Annotated in this window: 14 protein-coding genes, 1 tRNA gene and 1 pseudogene; 5 read left to right on the top strand and 11 right to left on the bottom strand. The window is 42.8% G+C overall.

All coding sequences use genetic code 11. From position 1 onward, the window contains the following. Positions 1-38: 38 nt before the first annotated feature. The 7 genes from L2703_RS03970 to L2703_RS03940 form a co-directional block, all read right to left on the bottom strand. Positions 39-698, bottom strand: coding sequence for a response regulator transcription factor (locus L2703_RS03970; protein WP_248969838.1), 660 nt, complete (start codon positions 696-698; stop codon positions 39-41). Between the two features lie 156 nt (positions 699-854). Continuing rightward, positions 855-2,654, bottom strand: coding sequence for a DUF885 domain-containing protein (locus L2703_RS03965; protein WP_248969837.1), 1,800 nt, complete (start codon positions 2,652-2,654; stop codon positions 855-857). 674 nt (positions 2,655-3,328) lie between these two features. Next, positions 3,329-4,645, bottom strand: a complete 1,317-nt coding sequence (locus tag L2703_RS03960) for a DEAD/DEAH box helicase (RefSeq protein WP_248969836.1) — start codon at positions 4,643-4,645, stop codon at positions 3,329-3,331. Between the two features lie 134 nt (positions 4,646-4,779). Beyond that, positions 4,780-4,869, bottom strand: a tRNA-Ser gene (locus tag L2703_RS03955). A 243-nt stretch (positions 4,870-5,112) separates the two neighbouring features. After that, positions 5,113-5,736, bottom strand: a complete 624-nt coding sequence (locus L2703_RS03950; RefSeq protein ID WP_283107797.1) for a YchE family NAAT transporter — start codon at positions 5,734-5,736, stop codon at positions 5,113-5,115. Positions 5,737-6,773: 1,037 nt separating this feature from the next. Continuing rightward, the gene (locus L2703_RS03945; protein ID WP_248969834.1) at positions 6,774-8,825 is read right to left on the bottom strand and encodes a dipeptidyl-peptidase 5; all 2,052 of its coding nucleotides are present in this window, start codon (positions 8,823-8,825) and stop codon (positions 6,774-6,776) included. Between the two features lie 197 nt (positions 8,826-9,022). Beyond that, positions 9,023-10,579 (bottom strand): fumarate hydratase, encoded by a 1,557-nt coding sequence (locus L2703_RS03940; protein WP_248969833.1) that lies wholly within the window; start codon positions 10,577-10,579, stop codon positions 9,023-9,025. A gap of 195 nt (positions 10,580-10,774) precedes the next feature. Here L2703_RS03940 and pabB point away from each other — a divergent pair, with 195 nt between their 5' ends. Both pabB and L2703_RS03930 read left to right on the top strand, forming a co-directional pair. After that, a complete protein-coding gene (pabB, locus tag L2703_RS03935; protein ID WP_248969832.1) occupies positions 10,775-12,196 on the top strand; it encodes an aminodeoxychorismate synthase component I in 1,422 nt (473 codons plus the stop codon). A gap of 126 nt (positions 12,197-12,322) precedes the next feature. Further along, a pseudogene (locus tag L2703_RS03930) lies at positions 12,323-12,543 on the top strand (hypothetical protein). A gap of 82 nt (positions 12,544-12,625) precedes the next feature. On the opposite strand, the gene L2703_RS03925 reads toward L2703_RS03930, so the two are convergent. After that, positions 12,626-13,228, bottom strand: coding sequence for an HD domain-containing protein (locus tag L2703_RS03925; RefSeq protein WP_248969831.1), 603 nt, complete (start codon positions 13,226-13,228; stop codon positions 12,626-12,628). Between the two features lie 589 nt (positions 13,229-13,817). On the opposite strand from L2703_RS03925, the gene L2703_RS03920 reads away from it, so the two are divergent. The 3 genes from L2703_RS03920 (at position 13,818) to L2703_RS03910 (ending at position 19,308) form a co-directional block, all read left to right on the top strand. After that, positions 13,818-14,495: a glutathione S-transferase family protein gene (locus tag L2703_RS03920; protein ID WP_248969830.1), complete on the top strand. Its 678-nt coding sequence runs from the start codon at positions 13,818-13,820 to the stop codon at positions 14,493-14,495. Positions 14,496-14,963: 468 nt separating this feature from the next. Next, positions 14,964-16,679: a phospho-sugar mutase gene (locus L2703_RS03915; protein ID WP_248969829.1), complete on the top strand. Its 1,716-nt coding sequence runs from the start codon at positions 14,964-14,966 to the stop codon at positions 16,677-16,679. Positions 16,680-16,914: 235 nt separating this feature from the next. Then, complete coding sequence (locus L2703_RS03910) at positions 16,915-19,308, top strand: TonB-dependent receptor plug domain-containing protein (RefSeq protein ID WP_248969828.1); 2,394 nt, start codon at positions 16,915-16,917, stop codon at positions 19,306-19,308. Positions 19,309-19,541: 233 nt separating this feature from the next. Here the strand turns inward: L2703_RS03910 and L2703_RS03905 are convergent, their stop codons facing one another. From L2703_RS03905 to L2703_RS03895, 3 genes are all read right to left on the bottom strand, one after another. Next, a complete protein-coding gene (locus L2703_RS03905; protein ID WP_248969827.1) occupies positions 19,542-21,236 on the bottom strand; it encodes a glycogen synthase in 1,695 nt (564 codons plus the stop codon). Positions 21,237-21,246: 10 nt separating this feature from the next. Beyond that, entirely contained in the window at positions 21,247-22,509 is a 1,263-nt protein-coding gene (glgC, locus tag L2703_RS03900; RefSeq protein ID WP_248969826.1) for a glucose-1-phosphate adenylyltransferase, read from the bottom strand. A 250-nt stretch (positions 22,510-22,759) separates the two neighbouring features. Continuing rightward, positions 22,760-25,282, bottom strand: coding sequence for a glycogen/starch/alpha-glucan phosphorylase (locus tag L2703_RS03895; RefSeq protein WP_248969825.1), 2,523 nt, complete (start codon positions 25,280-25,282; stop codon positions 22,760-22,762).

Here is a 25,282-nt window from a genome sequence, read left to right as displayed (position 1 = left end):
CGCCATAGCTTATCAAATACGGCTATTAGTGTGAACCTTTAAAAGCTAAAGCTATAGCCTTGGCCACGTACAGTGTTAATCAAATCTCTGGGGAGGTTACCTTTTGCAAGTTTACGCCGGGTATTACTAATATGCATATCAAGATTACGGTCAAAACGACCTAACTTTTTATGCAACACCCGTTGTTGTAATTCGGCTTTTGTAACCACTTCACCTTGATGCTCAAACAAATATTTAAATAATCGATATTCAGTTTGAGTTAACACAAGCGACTTATCAATTAAGTTCACTGTGTAATTAGCATCATCAAAACTAACATGCTGACGCATATCATCGTTTACCGATCCCTGTGAGCGCCGTTTAAGCACATTAAGCCGAAGTTGTAACTCACGGACATTAATAGGGTGACTTAAATAATCATCCGCACCTAACTCAAGCGCATTGATACGCTCAAGTTCATTGTTCACATCGGCAATGACGATAACAGGCGTCGAAGTTTGTCTGGCGACTAACAACCAAAATGAATCCATTTTGGGTACAGCAAAATCCAGTAAAATTGCTTCTAGCGTTAACGTTTCCATTTTGACCAGAGCATCAAAAGCGTTATTAACCTTATGAACGTAATAACCTTGCGCTGTCAATTGGTGAAATAATTCATCTGCCTGAGCGTGTAAATCAATTATGAGAATATGTTTCATAGCAAACCCGCTTAATGATAACGATTACCATTTAGATTATCACAACGGTTTGCGTCTGACTATGATGCTCACACATAAATTGCGTTATCTGGCACATTTAGGATATAAAAATGGCCTGAATTTTCAGGCCATTTTTTAATTAGCGTCAATTAAACACTATTTTTCGGTCATTAATTGTTTAATAAACTTCACTGGCGCACTGCCATAGCTTAAAAATGTCTCATGGAATTGTTTTAAACTGAAATCAGCACCTAACTTCGCTTTTTGTTGCTCACGAAAATCATAAATTTCACGGTAGCCCGCGTAATAGCTAGTGAGCTGCACTTGACTTAATGTGGCACGGCGCCATTTCCCCTCGGCTTCAGCACGTTGCTGGAAGGCTTCATTTTCAAGAAGGTTTATCACCTCTTGTTCACCCATGCCATTAACCTGAATACTGTAATCGACAATCGTGTTACAAATCACACGAAGGTTCCATTTGTAGTACATTAACCACATTTCGGGCTCAAATGCTCCGTAGCCTTCCTCAAGCATCATCCGCTCGGTATACACGGCCCAACCTTCTACCATAGCACCATTACCAAACAAGCTTTTCACTAAACTGGGTGATTGATTTGAGTACACAAGCTGTGTGTAATGACCTGGAATAGCCTCATGAATATTCAGCACTTGTAAAATCCAGTGATTGTACTCACGTAAATAACTTTCGGCTGACTCTTCGCTCATGCCATCTAATGGCGACACGTTATAATAGGTGTTACCGCCTTGATCATAAGGCCCTGGTGCACTGATAGAAGCTCCCGCAAACCCGCGCATGTATTCTGGGGTTTCACGCACAATTAGCGGTTTGTTAGGATCAAGCGTCACTAGCTGTTTGTCGTTAACAAATTTAATCAACTCAGGGATCTGTTTACGCACTTCATCAACAAAATCTTCGCGCTTAACATGCTTAGCTGATAACACATCAATTAACTGGCGAATAGCCACTTTATCGTCAGTAGGCTGTTCGGTGTCGATGTATTTTGACCAAATTTGACTGGTGATTTTGGCCATTTCTTGCTGGATCTGATTTTTATCAGCAATCGCCTTGTCGTAGAGTTGTTTAGCCGTCATCCCCGACTGAATATCAAAGGCAAACTTTTCCTCATATAAAGTTTCACCAATCCGGAAATCTCGCGCACCGTCTTTAGTTAGCTTTGCCTCTAACTCAGTTAACCACTCAATATGTTGAGTGATTGCAGCAGTTGCAGCCTCAAAGCGCGTGGTAAATAATGTTTTTTGTTCTGCCGTTAAGCCTGAGTTGGCAACTTGCTTGACGAGCGCGTCAGATAATACCGAAAAAGCCCCTTTGTTTTGCATAATGGCTAATTGGGTGTGCTCTAAGGTTGGATCGCTGATGTTTGCCCTAGCAGCCTCATAATAGGCAGGTACATTTTCAAGGCGGGCAATCACTGACGTTAAGCGCTCATCCAGTGGGGCAAAGTCTTCGTTGATGATTTGCGCAAAGCCACCAGACACATTGTAGTTAGACGGATCCCATTGCCAACTTTTAAAGCGTTGTACATCCCACTTCATTGACTCTACGAGGTTAGCCAAGAGTTTATAGTCAATCTGTTGATTTGGGCTGAGTGTCAACGGGTCAAATTGTGCTAAAGCCGTTTGTTGTTTATCGACAAAAGCCAGGGTGTTGTCACGGCTTTGCTTATTTGGGATCTCTAAATAGCCATCGTTAACGTGTTTGCCACTGTAAAGTGCCCAGGTGGGCGACAACTGCCATAATTCATCAATAAATTGCTGTGAATATTCACCAAAGTTGAGTTTTTCTTCAGCCAGTGGTTTAGCCAGCTCTTTTGCCGCTGCGGTATGTTCAGTTGCAACACTCGTTTGATTGTCACTACAGCCTAGCAAACTTGCTAGCGCTAAAGAGATGGCCACAGGCAATAATGCTTTGTTCATTTTATTTCCCTAAATTTATCGTTCTTGTTTTCTAGTGGTATGACTATGAACATAGTTAAGCATGCCCGCTGATTTTTTGCAGCCACTAGACACCTTTTGTGACACAAATTAATACTTATACCGATTCCACTAATTATGTGGTCAATCAGAGCGACTCAGATTGTTCAGTTTGAGGCGCATTGTTGAAATAATGGTTATTCCCTTTTAAGGCAATGCAACAAAGAAATGGACAGTCTGAGTCTCTCCTGCAAGGCGGGTTTCTGTGCCCTCTACGCTGCTTAATAGCATTTTGACGTAGAGCAACTATGCCTACAATACTATTACTTGCCTAGAAGGCACAGAATTCCCGCTGAGTGATCAGATAGTTAGTGGAATTGGTATTATACCATCGGCCGTTAGTAAGTGATCAGAGATTGCGCAGGAAAATTGGTTAGAATTAAGGCAGTAATTGCAGTGAGCTCGTTGTTATATCTTCACTATTTCTAACAACATAATCTGTAAGCATGAACTCGTTTTTGCGCTAATTGGTATCATTTGCGCTCATGTAAATTAAACGACGACTGGTACAGACAAGAGTGAGAGTAACATGGTCACAAGCGTGCTGAAGACTGTGAACTTGACAAGAAACCGCCATGACTTAAGCGCATGAGCACGCTTAAGTCATCGTCAAAGCGTTACAGGTTCCAAGGATTAGGCTTGGGCCCTTTTTTAACTGGCGCTTTTTGGGTTTTGGCTTTTCTATAATCTGAGTTGTCGCCTTTAGACTTACCCAAACTTAAGGTCGGTCTTTCATCCTGAGTTTTAGGTTTATTTTGACGGCTTTTCGGGACATGATTGAGAATTGACTCAGGTACTGGCTTTTTCGGCTCAAAGCCTTCAATCACTTTACGTTCGAGCAAATGGCCTAATCGGCTTTCAATCATGCACAGGTTTTTAAAATCATCTTTAGAAACAAACGATATCGCCTCACCCACAGCACCTGCCCGCCCAGTACGCCCAATGCGATGAATGTAATCATCTGCAGGATAAGGTAAATCGTAGTTTATCACGCGTGATAAATCGTCAATATCGATACCACGAGACGCGATGCCTGTTGCCACAAGATACTTAATCTTACCCGATTTAAAATCCGCTAGAATTTGTTCACGTACAGGCTGGCTTCGGCCGCTGTGAATGCATTCTGCCTCAATGTCGCGTTTTTCAAGCTGACTGACTAACTTGGCAGCGCCTTGTTTGGTTTCAATAAAAATAAGCGCTTGATCCCAAGCTTGGCTGTTGATCAAATGGCTTAATAACGCCGATTTTTTGTCTTTGTCGACTGTGGTTAACCATTGCGAAATCTTTGGCGCTGAACTTTTATCGGCAATCAGCGAAATTTCAACCGGGTGGTGAATGGCAGTTTTTGCCAAGGCACGGACTTGATTAGATAACGTTGCTGAAAACAACAAGCTTTGACGCTCAGATGGGAGCTTATCGATAATTTTATTGATGTCTTCAATAAAGCCCATGTCTAACATGCGGTCAGCTTCATCAAGCACTAATACGTCAAGCTCGTCAAAGTGCACGGCACGCTGGGTGTATAAATCGAGTAAACGACCTGGCGTGGCGACTAAAATGTCAACACCATCAATTAACGCCTGTTTTTGAGGCTTGTCATCTACACCGCCATAAATCACAAATGATGACACACCGACATACTTTGCATAGGCAACAATGTTGCTTTGCACCTGCACGGCAAGTTCACGAGTAGGCGTTAAAATAAGCGCACGAATTCGTTTTTTTCGCTCAGTTTGAGTGTCGGCCAAACGTTCTAATAGCGGCAACACAAAACTGGCGGTTTTACCGGTACCGGTTTGTGCGGCGGCAAGCAAGTTTTTACCTTGTAAAATCACCGGGATCGTTTGTTGTTGAATGGGGGTTGGGTTGCTATAACCCACTTCAGCTAAAGCTTTGACAATAGTGTCGCGAAGTCCAAGTGAAGAAAATGGCATGAAATGAGTTCTCAATAATAAGACAAAAATAGCGTAGCGTCAGTATAGCATTCACTCAAGGCTCAAGTGAAAAACGCTTATAAATAACCGTTCGGAAATGAAAAAAGACGCCCAAGGACGTCTTTTTTCATATTTGGCGGTGAGCGAGAGATTCGAACTCTCGTTAGGGATTAACCTAAACACACTTTCCAGGCGTGCGCCTTCAGCCACTCAGCCAGCTCACCAATTTGGTCGGTTTAAGTACGCTTATACTTAAATCCAGATATTCGTTACGTTTACTCTACAACACAGAAGACAACATTGACTGTATTACCTCTAGTAGAGCGACTCACCTTGCTAGTTTTATAGCAACACTAACAACTGTGAGTGTTAATCGTGCGGTACTTTACGCAAATGCAGAAAGCGGGTCAAGCGAATTCACCCTAGGTTCAAGCGTTTGCACAAATGCTCAACAATTTTGGTAAAATCTACCCAATTAATGTTGGAAATAAGCCTTTGACACCCGCAGAAATCACTTCTATGCCTAATGACAGCATTAACAGTCCCATTAAACGAGTGATTACGTTAATCCCGGTTTTGCCTAAAAACTTGAACAAAACGGGTGCCATTCTAAATAATGCCCAACTGACAATACCTAAGGTTAGAATCGTTAAAAACATACCAATAAAATTGATCATTTGGTTATGCTCAGCGGCAAACACAATCACTGAACTGATGGCCCCTGGCCCTGCCATTAACGGTAATGCAAGTGGAACAACCGCCACCGACTCCATAGCTGAAGATTCGCGATCTTCTTCTTGGTTGCGTTTAACTTCACTGATTTTACCTTGCAACATCGACATGGCAATAATGCAAATCAAACTGCCGCCAGCAATACGAAATGCAGATAATGAAATGCTAAACATACTCAAAATATGCTGCCCGGCTATCATAGTCACCAGCAAAATCACTACCACAGCGAAGTTTGCCACCCGATTGGTGTGTTGACGTTCTGCTTCAGTTTGATGGCTGGTTAAACTGACAAACACAGGCAATAACCCTACCGGATTGATAATCGCTAGTAGCCCTAAAAAGAACTTGATATAAAGCATAAAATCCACTGATTAAACCCTCTTGATATGACCTGATTTGAAGCTCGATGTTAAGCGCGCTAATGTAGCCGATACAATCTCATTTACATAATGAGTTTTTTTGTTATTCTGGCCGTTATTTGCCTTATAAAATCTAATGCGAGTCAACGAATAAATATTGATAAGCTGTCTGCGTGTGTTTTACAGAGCCTGCATTTAAGTAATTTTATTTCATTTTCAGTCATTTTGCAGAGTTTTTACTCCTATACAGCTTCAATTGCGTCGATTTTGTCGCCAAAACACCCGCTAGATGCTTGTATACTTGCTTGCAACTGTATTAAAAAAACAATCCCACGCATTGAATACAAAACAACCATGATGAAAAATATTAACTTGCACCATTTCCCCAAGGGAGCTTAAAAAGACGCGTCACTAACGAATGACTCAGTGAAGGTGAACAAGGTTTACACAAATGCACCAAGATAGTGGCTCTGTTTGAAAGCATGTCACGCAAATACGCCCTGTGACACTCGCGACCAAGACATCCCCCTGTTGCGCTTGTTGTGCTTGTTGTGCATGATTGTTATTTGATAGGGAAAAACCATCACTGTATAGCCACGTCTTTATCAAAAAAAGCTGGACGCCTTCTAAATACATATCCTCAGGTTTTTAAACCAATCCTTATTGAATGAGATCTCTTTTAGGCTGCATCACTCGATCCGAAAGTTACTGTAGGTGTAGTCATCTACATTAACGTTATTTGAGCCGTAATGGGGTTTGTGACACAACGTCGAAGAGCAAATTTTTCAGCGTTTTATTTTTGTAAGCCTTGCTTGACCTAGCGCACTTTAACCTAGCGCACTTTAAACCCAATGCACTATGCCCTCAAAAGGCAGCCTCGACTACCTCACGGATCACTTTAGTTAAAAGAGCACATTCTCATGCGGGTTGGTATTGGTACTGCCCATAAAAAAAGAGATGTCACATCGATGACATCTCTTATAGATTAACACATAGCGTTATACCGTATTCACGGCCAACGTTAGATCATTGAATGACTATTTTGCAGTCCAGCGGTCCATCCAACCCAACACATTTTTGTACCATTGTTGTAGGTTGTCTTGATTTAAAATCCAATGATTTTCGTCAGGGAACACTAACAGCTCTGATGGAATGCCATTACGCTGCATGTAAGTGTAAGCCGCTAAACCTTGCCCATACGGAACACGATAGTCTTTTTCACCATGAATAACTAACATGGGTGTTTTCCAGTTTTCCACATAGTTAACTGGGTTAAACTTTTCAAACAGCTCTTTGTTTTTGTCGTACGAGCCACCAAATTCATACTCTGGGAACCACAGCTCTTCTGTTACGTAGTACATTGAACGCATGTCAAACAGGCCTGCATGGTTAACAAGACACTTGAAACCATCGTTCCATTGCCCCTGGATCCAGTTCATCATGTAACCACCGTATGAGCCGCCTAAGGCACACGCGTTATTGGCGTCTAACCAAGGTTGTTGTGCCGTCACAGCGGCCATGCCTTTTTTAAGATCTTCTAATGGCTTACCGCCCCAGTCTTTACCGATAGAGTCGGTAAATGCCTGACCATACCCCGTAGAACCATGAAAATCGACCATCACGACACCATAGCCAGCACCCGCCCATAGTTGAGCATTCCAGCGACCACTAAAGCTGTTACCAAATGACCCTTGCGGGCCACCATGTACTAAATAGGCAATCGGGTATTTTTTACCTTCTTCATAGTTAGCAGGCTTAATCCAGTAACCATGAACGGTTTCGTCATTCCAGCCTTTAAAGTTGAACTGCTCATACTCACCAAACTGGATATTAGCCAGTTTATCTTTGTTGACGTCGGTGAGTTTAGTGAGTTGCTCGCCTTCTGCCGTAACACTGTATAAATCGCCTGGTTCAACAAGGGATGATTTTTGGAAAATCAGTTTGTTATTAGTGACAGCGATTAAACTGTTGCTTCCTTGATTATAAATAGGTCGTACATCACCAAATTGAGTGTTCACTTCAAAAATAGTCACCTGGCCAACATCTTGTGCGGTCACGTACAAAGTACGTCCATCGGCACTGAATGTCAGTGAACTTGGGCTACGATCCCACAGTGGAGCGACTTCTTTTTCTTGGCCGGTGACGTTGTCGCGTAACATGATGCGGTAACGGTCAGCTTCATAGCCTGGTTTGGTCATGGCTAAATACGCTAAATAACGACCATCTGCCGAAAATGTGGGTTGCGAGTCCCACGCGGTATTCGCCTCAGTTAAGTTTACCGTTTCGCCACCAGTAACAGACACTTGCCATAAATCGTAGTTAGTGGTCCAGGCTTGATCGCGACTTGGTGCTTTAGCGCTATACACCACGTATTTACCGTCTGGCGTAAAGGTCACCTCTTCCATACCCGAAAACGGCTTTGGTGGGGTTTCTGTGTCGCGGTTAGCGGTGACGTTGGTCGGTTCAGTAATTTTTTTACCGTTTAATTGTGCCACAAATAAGTGATTACGCGCATGGTCTTCCCATGTGTCCCAGTGACGCACCATTAATTGCTTGTATTCACGACCTGAGGTTTTGCTTTCATCAATGGCAGTAAATTTGTCTTTAGAACAGGCTAAGTCTTTGCACTCTGGGAACACGCGCATTGTCATGACAACTTGCTTGCCATCTTGGGACAATTTATAACCATTCACATCTAATGGTAAGTCGGTTACTGCAATGGCTTCGCCACCATTAAGCGCTAACTGATACAGCTGACTGCTACCCGAACGACTTGCTAAAAAGTAGATTGATTGGCCGTCAGCAGAAAAACTCACATCATGCTCAGTGCCCGCTGCTGCGGTTAATTGTTTTGGCTTGGCATTTTTATTGGTTAAATCGAGCAAGTACAGATCTGAACTGGCTTCGCCTTTTTCATCAACAACTTTAACGCCATACACAAGATGTTTGCCATCATTTGACACGGCGGCTGAATGCACTTTATTTAAATTAACGAGTTGCTGTACATTAAATGGGGTTGGCTGAGCAGCCAGCGCTGACGTTGCCATTCCGGCGGCAACCAGTGCAAATAATACAGAGGACTTTTTCATTGTTATAGAGTCTCAGTTGTTGTAAATAAAATAATGTTGCGCGTGATTAAGGGCAACATATCAATATGTATTGCAGACTAACTAAAGCAAAACGCTCAGGCAACAGGCCTTTTGTAAAAAGCTGTAAACCTGAGCGTCTTATCACATTGACATCGTGTGGTTTAACCTGGCTATCAATGCTATTTCGAGTGACTTATTTATTTGGCCTTGCTATTGGCAATATTGACTTTCCATATTGCTGGGCCAGTCTCGTGGGCATTAACGCCGTTAGAATCAACAGCAACGGTTACCGGCATATCTTGAACTTCAAATTCGTAAATGGCTTCCATACCTAAGTCTTCAAATGCCACAACATGGGCTTTTTTGATGGCTTTAGACACTAGATAAGCCGCACCGCCCACAGCCATTAAATACACGGCTTTGTGTTTTTTAATTGAGGCGACGGTTTCTGGGCCACGTTCAGATTTACCAATCATGCCCATTAGACCGGTTTTATCTAACATCATGTCGGTAAATTTATCCATACGGGTTGCCGTTGTCGGGCCTGCTGGGCCAACCACTTCTTCACGTACTGGATCAACAGGGCCAACGTAGTAAATAAACTTACCGCTAAAGTCGACGCCTTCGGGTAAACCTTCACCAGAATCTAGTAATGATTGAATCCGCTTATGAGCAGCATCACGACCGGTTAACATTTTACCATTAAGCAATAAGGTGTCGCCGCTCTTCCAGGTTTCGATTTCAGCTTGGGTAATGTTATCTAAGTTAACACGGTGTGTGTTTTCGCCTGCTTCGCGCGTTATTTCTGGCCAGTCAGATAACGATGGTGGTACCAAATCTACTGGGCCTGAACCATCTAAATGAAAATGCACATGGCGAGTGGCCGCGCAATTAGGGATCATCACGACAGGCTTGGAGGCGGCATGAGTTGGTGCTGATTTAATTTTGATGTCTAGCACTGTGGTTAAACCACCTAGACCTTGTGCACCTATGCCTAGGTTATTAGCGCGCTCAAAAATATCGAGACGTAACTTTTCTTCCGTGGTTTGTGCACCACGAGCCATCAACTCATGAATATCAATCGGGTCCATTAACGACTCTTTGGCCATTACTGCAGCTTTTTCTGCCGTACCGCCAATGCCTATACCAAGCATACCCGGTGGACACCAGCCCGCACCCATGGTTGGTAAGGTTTTCTCAACCCATGCTGCAATATCATCCGATGGGTTTAACATTGCCATTTTAGATTTGTTTTCTGATCCGCCGCCCTTAGCCGCAATCATCACTTCAACTTGGTTACCAGGCACCATGTCGATATGAACCACTGACGGGGTATTATCTTTGGTATTTTTACGCGTGCCAGCGGGGTCTGCCACAATTGACGCACGCAGCGGATTATCTGGATTGGTGTAAGCACGACGAACACCCTCATCAACCATTTCCTGAACTGTCATATCAGTTTTGTCCCACTGAACCGACATACCAATCTTTACAAATGTGGTCACAATACCCGTGTCTTGGCAAAGAGGACGCTTGCCTTCTGCAGACATGCGCGAGTTAATTAAAATTTGCGCAATCGCATCTTTAGCCGCAACACTTTGTTCACGTTGATATGCATTGTACATCGCATCAACAAAGTCTTTTGGATGATAGTAAGAAATGTATTGCAGTGAATCTGCGATACTTTCAATAAAATCAGCCTGTTTAATCACAACAGGTGAGTTGGCATTATTTGTAGGGGTATTGCTCGACATAGTGGGCGCTCCAGCAGCCATTGCGGCCTAACATTATTATCTTTAATCACAGAGTTGTGAGTCATTATCGAGTTAATCATCATACTCAATACGATAAACTTACACACTCAGCAAACTGTGGTTAACTATTTAGACCAATATGATACTCTTTCCATCCTTTTTGGGCTACATCACATTTTTAGATAAGGGTCATCGATGTTTGTGCGGGCAAAAAATGCACTTTATAAGCAAAAATTAGATTGGCAAATTGAAACTAAGCAATTATTTGCATTATTTTGCGATAAGCCCTGGGCCATGTTGCTGGACTCAAGTCGTGCACCGCACACAGATGCGACATTTGACATTATTGCCATCAATCCCATTGCCACATTAACAAGCGATGAGGGTAAATGTGAGTTTACCCCGATGAACAGCGAAATCGCTGGGCTAAATTTAGTACTGCCAACAGAACTGTCGCCCTTAGCCACATTAGCTTATGTTCATCAAGTGTTATATCCAACTCAACAAGCCAGTGAGCATCCATTTAGTGTCGGTGCCATCGGTGCTTGGGGATATGATTTAGGCCGCAGGAGCGAAACACTGCCGATTATTGCCAACAAAGATATTCATCTTAATGAAATGAATATTGGTTTTTATGATTTCTGCCTAGTCTACAGCTATAAAGAAAACCGCTGGTATGCTTATCATTACTGTGGGAAATCAGCCCTAGATATTGAATTAAAAAATATTCAATCTAAACTTAAAAACCACACACCAAGTCAACCCCAAAAACACCCGTTTAAATTAACAACGGCCTGGCAAAATCAATTAACACAACAAGAATACCAACAAAAATTTACTCAGGTACAAGACTATTTACTTAGCGGTGATTGTTATCAAATCAATTTAACCCAGCGATTTGAAGCGCACTATGAGGGAGACGAATGGCAAGCTTACTGTGCGCTAGCATCAGCAAACAAAGCGCCTTTTTCTGCATTTATTCGTTTACCCGAACATTGTGTGTTATCAATTTCACCTGAGCGATTTATTCGTTTACATCACAATCATATCGAAACTAAGCCAATTAAAGGCACCATGGCGCGCAGTACCAATGTCGAATTAGACCAACTTGCTGCGAGTACCTTGCAGGCATCAGAAAAAGATCGCGCAGAAAACGTGATGATAGTCGATCTGTTACGCAACGATATCGGCAAAGTAGCCGCCCCAGGCAGCGTTAAGGTTCCCTCATTATTTGCCATAGAAAGCTTTCCCGCGGTGCATCACCTAGTGAGCACAATTACCGCGACCTTGGCAACAGACCAAAATGCATTTACCTTGTTGCAGGCAGCATTTCCTGGTGGTTCTATTACTGGGGCACCTAAAATACGTGCTATGCAAATTATTGAAGAGCTAGAACCGTCAAGACGGAACCTCTATTGTGGCAGCATAGGTTATGTCAGCCAAAATGGTCACATGGACACAAGTATTACCATTCGCACATTAGTGACACAACATAATGTCATGTACTGCTGGGCCGGAGGCGGTATTGTTGCAGATTCTGATGTTGGGTCGGAATATCAGGAGAGCTTTGATAAAGTGAGCAAAATTTTGCCCTTATTAAGCCAATTACCCAAGTAATGATAAATCAGCCAAAACACATAACCGCTGGATAATGGCTTAAACTGAGCCGCATAACTAGGGTCTGTTGATCTTTGCTGGTTGAATTTTGTTCGAGTTAAAAACGTTTTAATCGAGGCGAATGGATTGAAGCCTAGCCACCTAAGCAAAATCTATTCAACAAAGAGTAAAACGTTTTTAGCCGAACCCTGTGGGCAGCGTTTGTTGGTCATTTTTACTGCGTTATCGACTTTTTATGTAGAATAACTACACCTCAAAGTCTCTGCCGCGCACTTGTATATGAGTAATGGCCAACAACTCGCTGCAAAAATAACCTTGAAAGATCAACAGACCCTAGGCAGTATTGAGAATGTGTCCGGCGGTGTTGATGACAACACCGCTGTGGCGTAATGTTTGTCCCCTTTGAAATAGCGTTAACCCACAAAGGTATTACAGTTCGGCCTCTAATTGCGCTAAATATTGCTGCATAAATAGTGTCCTTTTATGGGCTTCACGCTTGGCTGAATGGGTGTGCATAGTGTCTGCTAAGGTTAATAGCTTTGTTTTAAAATGATCAATCGCAAATCGACGATCATCAGGCACTCGAGACTGACACCAAGGGTCGTCGCTGCAATATAAACTAGCCCCTAAATGTGTACTCACCTGTAAACATCTTGCGATACCAATTGCGCCTAATGCATCTAACCTGTCAGCATCTTGCACTATTTTAGCCTCAAGGCTCATAGGCTGAATATTTGCGCTGTAGCTGTGAGCCTCAATAGCATGATGAATCGCCTCAAAATACTGCTGTGGATACTCAATACTGGTTAAAAATTCGATGGCCTTATTGGCTGCATAATAAGCACTTTTAGCTCTGTCTTTATGGTGTTTACCAAACGAAAAACAATCGTGTAAATAGGCAGCAGGGATAACAATCTCACTTTGGGCATCTTCATTTAACGCGAGCGTTTTTGCTGTTTTAACCACTCGGCACACATGGTTAATATCATGTGCCAAATCTTGCTGCATTTGTGTTTTGATAAACTGAAACATCTTATTTTCAAACTTGTTTACCACTAGCCACCTACTCTTATTGTTTATTGCAAGTTGTGTTTCTTGACAATATTTCGTGTTTCGCACTTATACCGTACATTTATAAGCGCACATCATTTCATCAGCCAATGATAGCCTAAGTAACCTGAGATCGGGATAATAAATGCCTTTCAAACAGTCCTTTGCCCTGCTCACTGCGTTGAATCGACGCGTCAATTCGCCTTGTTAGCAGAACAAATGACAAGCTTGAAAGTGAGAATGGGTAACATGTTGATTTTAAATAGTATAAGTTCATCCCTTATCCCGAGCTCAGGTTAAGTAAAATTTAGCTGAGCGACGTTAGTTTAAATGCACTTTAAACGAATACCATTTCATACTAATAACTAATAACTAATAACTAATAACTGAGCGAGTTTAACCGGGCTTAAACAAGACGAATGACTGAATCAATATCGATTCTCTTTCGAAGACATGCAACAAACTTTAAGCCCTGTTAGCACAATAGTGACCATCTGTTCAAAAACAACTTGAACATTCGTTCACAAACTGTTTCAATAGCCATCATTGCTAAACAGTCAAAGGAGCTCACATGCTTAAGTTTTATTTCCACCCTGGTCCAAACCCAATGAAAGTCGCGCTGTTTCTTGCCGAAACCGGCTTACCGTATGAACTTATTCCGGTTGATACCCTAAAAGGTGAGCAACACACAGCAGAATTTAAAAAGATTAATCCTAATGCTAAAACGCCAGCCATTGATGATAATGGCGTGAGAGTTTTCGACTCGAATGCGATTTTATTATACCTTGCTGAAAAATCGGGTAAGTTACAAGGTAAAGTACAAGACCGCGGTGAGTTACTGTCTTGGTTGATGTTTATCGCTACAGGGTTAGGCCCATTTTCAGGTCAATCGGTTCACTTTAGACACCATGCACCAGAAAAAATTGCCTATGCAACCAACCGTTATTTGCGTGAAGCCCAACGCCACTATGAGGTGCTTAACGAACACCTAGCAGGGCGCGAGTTCCTAGTGGGTGACGAATACACCATTGCAGACGTATCTGCATGGGGCTGGATAGATAAAGCAACTGTCGTATTAGGCGAAGAAGGTTTAGCGCCGTACCCAAATCTGCAAGCTTGGTTTAATCGCATCAGCGCTCGCCCAGCCGTTGAAGTGGCACGCAATATTGGTAAAGATGTGGCCTTTAAAGGCGAGTTTGATGAAGAAGCCAAACGAGCTTTCTTCCCGCAGAATTTTCCAAAAGCTTAACTAAAGCTAGACTGAGCTAGTACAGCTCAAGTCATTAAAAAACGCGTAATGCCCTGCACTGCGCGTTTTTATTTGCCCAATCCAAATCCACAGCACTCAACCCTTGATAGTCAATTTGCGACATTATGGTGTTTTTGTAACATTGCGCATTAATTGGTGACCACTTTGAATGCATTCAGCGTTTTTTGATTAAGGCTCGTCATGATTGTTCCCTGTCAAGTAGCGAGAACCCAGAGCAAAAACCGCTGGGCATTCCTTTGTGGCGAGTTACACTGCGTTGCATGACTTCAAAAGAGAACAACTATTAAGTCATTCGCCTTGTTTCAGCCCTTTTAAATTCTCGCAAAGAGATCATTTACTCACGCACAATGGTATTACTACAGGTATTACACAATTTTACTTGTTCTTAGGCGGTTATTTTTCTACTGTTAATGCAGCAATTGAAAATGATTATCAATGAGGTTGATCATGAATACTCACTTACAACACCAAATTCATCACTGGTTACAACAAGACCCCGATCCAAGCACCCGCTCGCAAATACAGGCTTTAGTCGACAACCAAGATGAAGCTGCATTAGCGGCTATGTTTTCTGGACGTTTAGCATTTGGCACCGCTGGGCTTCGTGGGGTAGTAGGCCCAGGTCCCATGGCAATGAACCGCTTAGTGATCAGGCAAACAACAGCAGGGCTAGGCGCATATTTACTCGAACACATTATAGATGCCGCTAATCGAGGCGTTATTATTGGTTATGACGGACGTCATGATTCGTACGCATTTGCTCATGATGCTGCCAGCGTGCTCTGTGCAATGGGCATTACAGTTCGCTTAACATCTCAGGTAGCCGCAACACCACTTGTGGCATTTGGCGTAAAACACTTTAACGCAGCGGCAGGAATTGTGGTGACAGCAAGCCATAATCCACCGCAATACAATGGCTATAAAGTGTATTGGGAAAATGGCGCGCAAATTATTCCACCGCACGACTCAGGTATTGCAGCCCAAATTGAACATGCTGCAACCCAAGCCATCCCATTTATGGCGCTCAGTGCAGCAAAAGACAAACTCGTCTGGCTTAACGATGATTTTTATCAAGCATATCGAGACGCCATTCGCAGCGCGAGTGTATTACAGCAACACGCAAATACTCAGTCTGTTAGTTTGGCCTACACCGCCATGCATGGTGTGGGGGCAGACATGGCAGAGACGGTATTAAAGGATGCTGGATTTACACACATTTATACTGTTGCAGCCCAGCGTGAACCCGATGGTGATTTTCCTACGGTGAATTTCCCAAATCCCGAAGAAAAAGGCGCAATGGATTTAGTGATTGCAGAGGCTAAAAAGCATCAAACCATGCTGGCCTGCGCTAATGATCCTGACGCCGATCGGTTTGCTGTTGCGGTTAAAACTGCTGACAATGACTATAAGATGCTGACTGGCGATCAAGTTGGTGTCTTAATTGGTGAGTATTTATTATCACATGCGCCAGCCCATCAACGACTTGTAGGCACCACGATTGTGTCTTCGAGCTTATTATCAAAAGTAGCACAGTCATTAGAGGCTAGCTGTTACACCACCCTCACCGGCTTTAAATGGTTAATGAATGTGGGAATTAACAAATGCCAAGCTGATAACCAATTTTTATTTGCTTACGAAGAAGCACTTGGCTACACCGTAGGCAGTACGGTATGGGACAAAGACGGTTTATCTGCATTAGTGGCTTTTGCCCAACTGTGTGCTCAATTAGCTGAAAAAGGTCAAACCGTGTGGGATAAGTTAGCGCGAATTTATCGCCAACATGGGTTTCATCTTAACGCTCAGGTAAGCATTGCCCTTAAACCTGATACACCAAACATTGGCGAGCATTTGCGTCAACATCCACCAGCAAACATTGCCGGCTTTGCTGTTAAATCAAGGGATGATTTAAATGAATCGTTGCGCACATTCTCAGATGGTAGTACCGCAGTTATCGATTTACCCAAAAGTGATGTGCTTATTTATTGTCTTGAAAATGGTGCGCGCGTCATTGTTAGACCGTCAGGTACCGAACCTAAGATTAAGTGTTACTACGAAGTGGTTGAGCCCATGACAGCCTCAGATACCTGGCTTAGTGCACAGCAACGTGCAGAGCAAGCCATGGCTGACTTTATTCAAGCACATCAGGCTAGCCTACCCGATTAGTGTATTACCCCTGATAAATCCCAAAATGTTAAACACCTGTTAAATTTGTCAGGTGTTTTCGTTTGTTTGAAAAGCTAATTTAACAAACTGTTTGTATTAGTAAATTTCACTATACCTATGTGTCATTATATATGCCGTATTAAACTAACCAACCCTATATCAAACCGATCTATACACCAGCAAAAATGCTCTATAATGTTACAAAAATTCTATTAACGTTATCGCAGGATTGCTAATGTATAAAAGTCTCGTGTCTTTGGCGGTCGTCGCCAGTGTTTCAGCCCCAACGGCTATGGCAGCAGAAGAAGGTCAAAACCTTGAGCGCATTCAGGTTGTTGGCTCTCGTATCGCGTTGCGCACCGCAACAGACAGCCCTACACCGGTTGATATTATTACCTCGGAGCAACTTGAAGCTACAGGTATCACTGAAACAGCAAAAGCACTGCAATTTGCAGCACCTAGCTACAGCTTTCCATTTTCATCAATCACAGACGGGAGCGATGCGGTACGCCCAGCCAGTTTACGTGGCATGTCACCCGATCACACATTAGTGTTAGTAAATGGTAAACGCCGTCACGGTTCAGCGTTAGTGCATTTATCAGGCACAGTGGGTAAAGGCTCGTCTAACGTTGATTTAAATGCTATCCCAATGACAGCAATCAAACGCATTGAAATTTTGCGTGATGGCGCATCTGCGCTTTATGGTTCAGATGCCATCGCTGGGGTGATCAACGTTGTCTTAAAAGACAGCGAAGAAGGCGGCAGCATTTCAACTCAAGTGGGGCAAACCTATGAAGGTGATGGCGAGCAAGTGCGTGTTGGCGTTAACCAAGGGTTTAGTATTAGCGATGATGGTTTTGTTAACGTATCCTTAGAAGCTCACCAAAAGAATTCAACCAACCGTGCCGGTTTAGACCCGCGTCAACAGTACCCTACTTTAGCTGATGGCAGCTTAGATCCTCGTGAAGAAACGTTTGATCGCTTAAACCACCATGTTGGTGACAGCGATTATGATAATTACGGCTTATTTGCCAATGCAGAGCAAGCCATCAGTGACACCAGCAAAGTCTATGCTTTTGGTGGTGTCAGTAAGCGCAACTCCACCTCGGGCGCTTTTTATCGCCGTGCGTTAGATTCACGTAATATTATCGAAGTGTACCCTGACGGCTATTTACCACTCATTAGCCCAGAAATTATCGATTACTCTTTCTTGTTAGGTTATGACGTTGAAATTGGTAAATGGACAATTGACGCATCTGCTGGCTACGGCAGCAACAGCTTTGAATATAACGTTGAAAACACCATTAATGCATCTTTAGGCCCAACCAGCCCAACCGATTTTTATGCCGGAACCTTGTCTAATAACGAGTTAAACCTCACCTTAGATGCCTCTAGCTATTACGATTTTTATAATGACTCAGAACTCGTGGTCGCCACAGGTGTAACTTTCCGTGAAAGTGGCTATGAAATTGAAGCCGGACAAGAAGAGTCTTACATTTTAGGTGATTACCAAGGTAAAGCTGGGGGCAGCCAAGGATTTGGTGGCTTTACTAAAGAATCTGAAGTCAATGAAGATCGTACTAACGTTGGCTTATATGTTGAACTTGAAAACCAGCTAACCACTGACTTTTATTGGGCCGCAGCAGTGCGCTACGAAAATTATTCTGATTTTGGTAGCAACACCAGTTGGAAATTGTCTGGGCGTTATGATCTAACCGATAAGATCGCGTTTCGTTTAACTACAGACACCGGGTTCCGTGCGCCAAGTGTCCAACAACTATACTTTACCAACGTGTCGACCTTTTTTGACCCAGATCCAGTCACGGGTGAGTTTGTTCCTCGCGAATCAGGTACGTTTAACCAGCTATCGCCAATTAAAGAAGCATTAGACATTCCCGATCTTAAAGCTGAAATTTCACACTCTTACAGTGCTGGTTTAGTGTATAACGGTGACAATGGCTTTACAGCGACATTAGATGCCTATCAAATTAATGTCGATGACCGCATTATTTTGTCTGGTTCAGTTGATCAAGAAAGCTCACCTGTTATTGCTGCAGCACTTGCTGGCACCAACGCAGAATCGGCGCGTTTCTTTATGAACGCAGTAGACACTGAAACCCAGGGGGTTGATTTGGTTATGACACAACAATTTGACCTCGGTCAGTTTGGTGACGTGTCGGCTAACCTTGCTTACTCATACAAAGAAACTGACATTGAGTCAGTTAACTTACCAACTATTCTAAATGGTTTAGAAAGTGAGTTGTTTGATCGCATTGAAGAAATTCGTATGACCGAAGCAACCTCAAAGCATTCAGGTAACATTGGTTTTACGCATCATTATGATGACTTCACAACTAACTTACGCTTTAGTTATTTCGGCGATTACACCGTGGGATATTCATCAAGTGAAGTTGAATACGATGCAAAATGGACAACAGACTTAAGTACACGTTACCAAGCCACTGATGCTTTGGCGGTTACACTTGGGGTACAAAACCTATTTGATACCTACCCAGAGAAACGTCCTGAAGACAATAACTTCAATGGAATTTTTGTTTACCCGCTGACAAACACTCCATTTGGGTTTAACGGTGGTTATTACTACTTAGATCTACGTTACACTTATTAATAGCCCCACAATCAGTTAACCTTTGTTTCAATAAGTAGCGTTAGTTGTTAATAAAAAAGCACCACCATGGCGGTGCTTTTTTTTATAGGTTAAATGCTTGCGTTAATACTCATCAGCATAAGTCATCACAGATTGCGTAGAAATAAACCCTTAGAACAAGGCATAAATTGCAGCGATGTTGTAAGCGATGTTAATCAGTCAGCATGGTCACATTTTTGCGCTGATTGGCATCACTACTGATATAACTTTTCAATGTATTGTTTAGCGACCGCGGCCCACGTAAAACGTTGTTGCGATGCACATTGAGTGACCCTTTGCCACGCAGGTGTGTTGTATAACGCCAAGACTTGATTAAAGCGTTCAACTAATTCAGTCCCTTGCAGCGAAAGAGATTCGCCTGTAAAAGACCATCCACTTACATTATCAATAATGGTGTCTTTTAACCCACCCACAGCATGGACTAAACAAGGTTGACCTGCTCGCATGGCTAACATTTGACTAATGCCACAGGGTTCAAATGAACTTGGCATTAAAAACAAATCGCCGCCTTGGTATAACATGTCAGACAGTGACTCATCGTAACCATGCATAAACACAAGATTATCATGTTTTGCTGCAACCGCTTGTAGTTGCTGTGCTATGTGTTTATCGCCACTGCCTAATAATAACAAGACGCCATCAGGTTGGCGTTGCTTTAATGTATTAAGTAGAGCCGAAAGCACCGTTATTGGCTGCTGATGGCCATGACGGTCAATAAAAGGCTGCAATAAAATAAGCACTTTTTGGGATGTTAAACGCCCTACCGATGTCAGTAGAAAAGGAGCCTTTAACGTTTGTGCTCGTAACGCATTGGCTACGCTCAGTTGTGATAATCGACACAGAGCGATGGTGTCTATGGCACTCACTTGCGGCACTTTTGTTTGCCATGCTAATACGGCATTTTGTGCTTTTGTTAGCAGTGCCGCATAGTCACAATCACTGTTTATTTCGCCTGGGTGATTGTCATACATACAGCCATTAATAATACCAACTAAGTTATGCTGCTTCGCTTTTTCAGCCAAATCATCTTCAAGCCCTTCGCCGCCAAAAAAGCCCTTTGCATGATCTGACGGCAACAGTACTTCTTGCGCATAAGTTGGCGACACTAAATGCACTTTATCACTGAGTACAATTCCCATTCGCATAGGATTGATACAATTAGCATAACGTGGATCAAATAAGCTTATTTTCGATATGGGTTTTAACCGAGTTGCATATTGTGGAAACCACGCCGAAAATGATGACTCATCACCATTAAATGGCCGTATTCCCTGTAAGGCTAAATTATGGATGGTATAAACACAGACCATGTCATTAAGGCGGTCAAACTCATCAACACATGTTTTTAACATGGCCACCATAGCTGCATGCCAGTCATGTAAATGCAGTACATGGTATTTAGGTAAAATATTGTCGACTAAACAGGTTGCGACACACAAAGAAAATAACGCAAATTTGCTCGCATCATCGGCAAAGGGTCTATCATCTGCACCATTACAATACACTTGCCCGTTATGATTAAATAACGGGTGATCGAATAAATACACCATAGGTGGATTCGATTGTAATTGTTCAGGAGACATCATCACGTGTGACATGCTCATTGATGCAGAGAGATCATTTTTAGTCGATGGCCTCGGCATACAAAACACCTTAACACTATGACTTGTTCCTGAAAAATTCACCTTAATATTGGCATAATGCTTAGCAGAGTAATGCGCGGCTAAAAAACCATAATTGGGCATTGCCACATCTGCAATTACACCACATTGCGCCAAAGCAGGCGGTAAATCGCGAATAACATCCGCCATACCGCCAACTTTTGCCCCCTGTAATGCATCGTTTTCTGCTGCCACCAGCAAAACGCGTTTTACATTGTCCTGGGTCATTAAAGGATCCTTATTCGTAACCAACCGCTAAACCTAACATCTTACGCGTCACCAAAGTAATCCCTTTTTCAGACACCCTAAACCCTCGAGCACGATCGTGTTCTTGGTTATAACCAATAACCATGCCATCAGGAATAATACAGCCGCGATCAATAATTGCGTTTTGAATTTTACAATTTTTTAGTACCACGACATCGGGCAATAACACCGAATCTTTTACCAATGAATACGAGCACACTCTTACTTCATCAAACAACACACTGCGTTTCACTTTTGCCCCAGAAATAATACAACCGCCAGAGACAATAGAATCAACAGCCATGCCTCGGCGATCATCGTCGTCAAACACAAATTTTGCGGGGGGTAGTTGCTCTTGATATGTCCAAATAGGCCATTTTGCATCATACAAATTTAGTTGGGGTGTGGGTGACAGTAACTCCATATTTGCCTGAAAAAACGAATCTAACGTACCCACATCACGCCAATAAGCCGGTTCATCTGGCACGGCACTGGTAAACGGATAAGCATACACATTAAATTGTTCAATAATGGCAGGAATAATGTCTTTACCAAAGTCGCGGTCTGAGTTTTCGTTTTTAGCATCTTTTTTTAACTGGTCGAACAAAAACTTGGTGTTAAAAACATAATTGCCCATCGAAGCCAAGCACTTTTCAGGATCATTGGGTGTGGGTTTAGGATGAGCGGGCTTTTCTTCAAAACCGACCACTCGCATGTTTTCATCCACTTCCATAACGCCAAACGCCCCTGCCGCTTCTGCTATCGGTGTTTCTAAACAGCATACTGTCATGTCGGCACCCGACTCTGCATGAGCCGCTAACAGCCCTGCATAATCCATGCGATAAACATGATCACCAGACAAAATCATCACATATTTGGGAATTTCATGGCGAATAATGTCGATATTTTGAAACACAGCATCGGCGGTTCCTTGATACCAATTACCAGAGGTTTGTTGTGATGCCGGTAAAATCTCAACCGATTCACCCAATTCTTTTTTAAAATGGCCCCAACCACGTGTGACATGCCTAATCAATGAATGGGATTTATACTGAGTCACAACCCCAACCCGGCGAATACCTGAGTTAATGCAATTTGATAGCGGGAAATCGATTATGCGAAATTTACCACCAAAATACAGAGCAGGTTTTGCACGCCAATCGGTTAACTCATACAAACGAGAACCGCGACCACCGGCTAAGATGATTGCATAGGTATCACGAGTTAAATTACTAATATAACGAACATTACTCATAAGCAGACTCCATTCGACTTTTAATTAAAAGCCACAATTAATAAGCACATATCCACGACTTACATTACGACTTGGCGATGTTGGCATCGCCTACCATACCCAATCAACCTCGCCCTTTGTGCACCGCTCATCACGTCCATTTCTTTGTTGAAAAGCCTATAAAGGGAATGCCATTACGTCGACTTTTCGCATCGAACTGAACCTTATGAGCGGTTCTGTACTGTGCATCTTCAGGTAAATTGGGTATACACTACTTTTTCATCCAAATATCATCGCGATAACCCGATATGGTGTTGTCACTTGAAAAGCGGCCACTGGCGGCGCTATTTCGAATACTCATTTGCTGCCATTTAGCTTGATCTAAATAGGTGGCAGAAACCTGTTCTTGAGCAATTCGGTAACTGTCAAAATCGGCGGCTGTCATCCACTGATCGTATGGATCAACAATTGACGCAATAATATGATCAAATATACCTGGCTCAACTAAGTTGAAATGACCACTCTTAAGCATGTTCATCACCCCGCTAAGGGCTGGCGATGCTTCAATCAATTTTTGTGGCTGATAATCGGCTTTTGCTTGTGCAACTTCATGGGCATTTAAGCCAAACAAGAAAAAGTTTTCTTTACCCACTTCTTCTAGCATTTCAATGTTGGCACCATCTAATGTGCCAATGGTCAATGCACCGTTCATCATAAATTTCATATTACCAGTACCAGAAGCCTCCTTACCTGCGGTTGATATTTGTTCAGACAGATCGGTACCTGGGCAAATCTTCTCCATTGCACTGACGTTATAGTTTGGCAAGAATGCCATTCTCAAATAAGGGGTGACTAAGGGATCAGAATTCACCATGTGCGCGACATTATTAGCCAGCTTGATGATTTGTTTTGCCATGGCATATCCCGGTGCAGCTTTACCACCAATCAGTACACAACGAGGTGCCATACCTTCTGTGTCACCATTTAAAATACGGCGGTATAAATGAATCACATGCAAAATATTGAGTAATTGACGTTTATATTCGTGGATCCGTTTAACCTGAACATCAAACATCATTTTCGGGTCAAAGTTGACACCGCATTGCTGCTCAACAAATTCACATAATGCTTCTTTATTGGCCAATTTAATCTGCGCCCATTCATTCACAAACGCCTTATCTTTGGTAAAGGCATTGATTGCAGCAAGACGGGTTAAATCGGTAATCCATTCATCACCTAGACGACGAGTCATTAATGCAGCCAGTTTTGGATTGCAGTACGCCAACCAGCGTCTTGGGGTGACGCCATTGGTTTTATTGTTAAATTTGTGTGGCCATAATTGATAGAAATCACTAAATAGGCCTTGTTTGAGCAGTTCGGTGTGTAGGCCGGCAACCCCATTGACAGAAAAACTGGCAACAATCGCTAAATACGCCATTCGAATTTGTTGTTCAGCCCCCTCTTCGATAATCGACATTTCGGCGAGTTTTTTGATGTCACCAGGCCAATGATGAGCCACTGTCTCTAGGTATCTTGCGTTGATTTCAAAGATGATTTCAACAATGCGCGGCAGCATGTTTTTCATCATTGAAACTGGCCAACGCTCTAGTGCCTCTGGCAATAAAGTATGGTTGGTATAAGCCATCGATTGACTGGTGATATCCCATGCTTGATCCCAGCCTAACCCGTATTTATCCATCAATAATCGCATTAACTCTGGCACCGCGATACTAGGATGAGTGTCATTTAATTGCAGTACATTTCGGCGACTGAATTCACTAAAATCTTCACCAAATTTAGCCACGTAACGTGCTAATAAATCTTGTAAACTGGCAGACGATAAAAAGTATTGCTGCCTAAGCCTTAACTCTTTGCCGTTTACGCTCGCATCATTGGGGTATAACACCATGGTGATTTGTTCAGCCAGATTTTTAGTGGCAACGGCTTCAGCATAATCACCGTCGTTAAACTCTGCTAAATCAAACTCATCGTTTGCTTCGGCTTTCCATAAGCGTAAGGTGTTAATTCGGCCATTTTTAAAGCCTGGAATTGGCATATCGTAAGGTACAGCTAAAACATTTTGCGTATTGGACCACACATGATGGCGGCGGCCATCTTTGTCGACATAAGTTTCGGTATGACCAAAAAAGGGAACACTCACAATACGATTAGCAATACGAACCTCCCATGGATTGCCATGTCGCAACCAACGATCGGGTCGTTCCACTTGATAACCATCAACAATTTTTTGGGCAAACATGCCATATTGATAACGGATACCATAACCGGTTACAGACAAATCAAGACTGGCACAACTGTCTAAAAAGCAAGCAGCCAGTCGACCTAATCCACCGTTGCCAAGACCTGCATCTTGTTCTACCTGCTCAAGCTCTTCCAGCGAAATGGCATAATCGGTTAAGACTTTTTTGGCTTCGTCAGTTAAATCTAAACTTAACAAAGCATTGCCAAGCGCCCGGCCCATTAAAAACTCGAGCGACAAATACGCCACCTGTTTTTGCTGGTACTGATTGTCTTTAAGGCGTGTTTCACGCCAATTATCCAACATTTGTTCTTTAACACTTTCGGCAACTGCAGTTAATAGTTCCTCTTTTTCATGTTCATCCCGGCATAAACCATAACGAATATGGCGGGCCAGCGAAGCGCCTAACGTGTCACACGGCTCGCATGGCTCTGATGTTTGAGACACAGGAGTTACTGCCTTGGTGGTTTTAGTCGGCTTTTTGCGTGGTGCCGAGGCTTTTTTTACGCTGGCACTTTCTTTAGCTGTGGTCAT

The organism is Shewanella basaltis (assembly GCF_023283885.1).
Taxonomy (GTDB): Bacteria; Pseudomonadota; Gammaproteobacteria; order Enterobacterales; family Shewanellaceae; genus Shewanella; species Shewanella basaltis.
The sequence above is the reverse complement of the archived record's forward strand: the minus strand, read 5'-3'. Positions and strand labels throughout refer to the sequence as shown.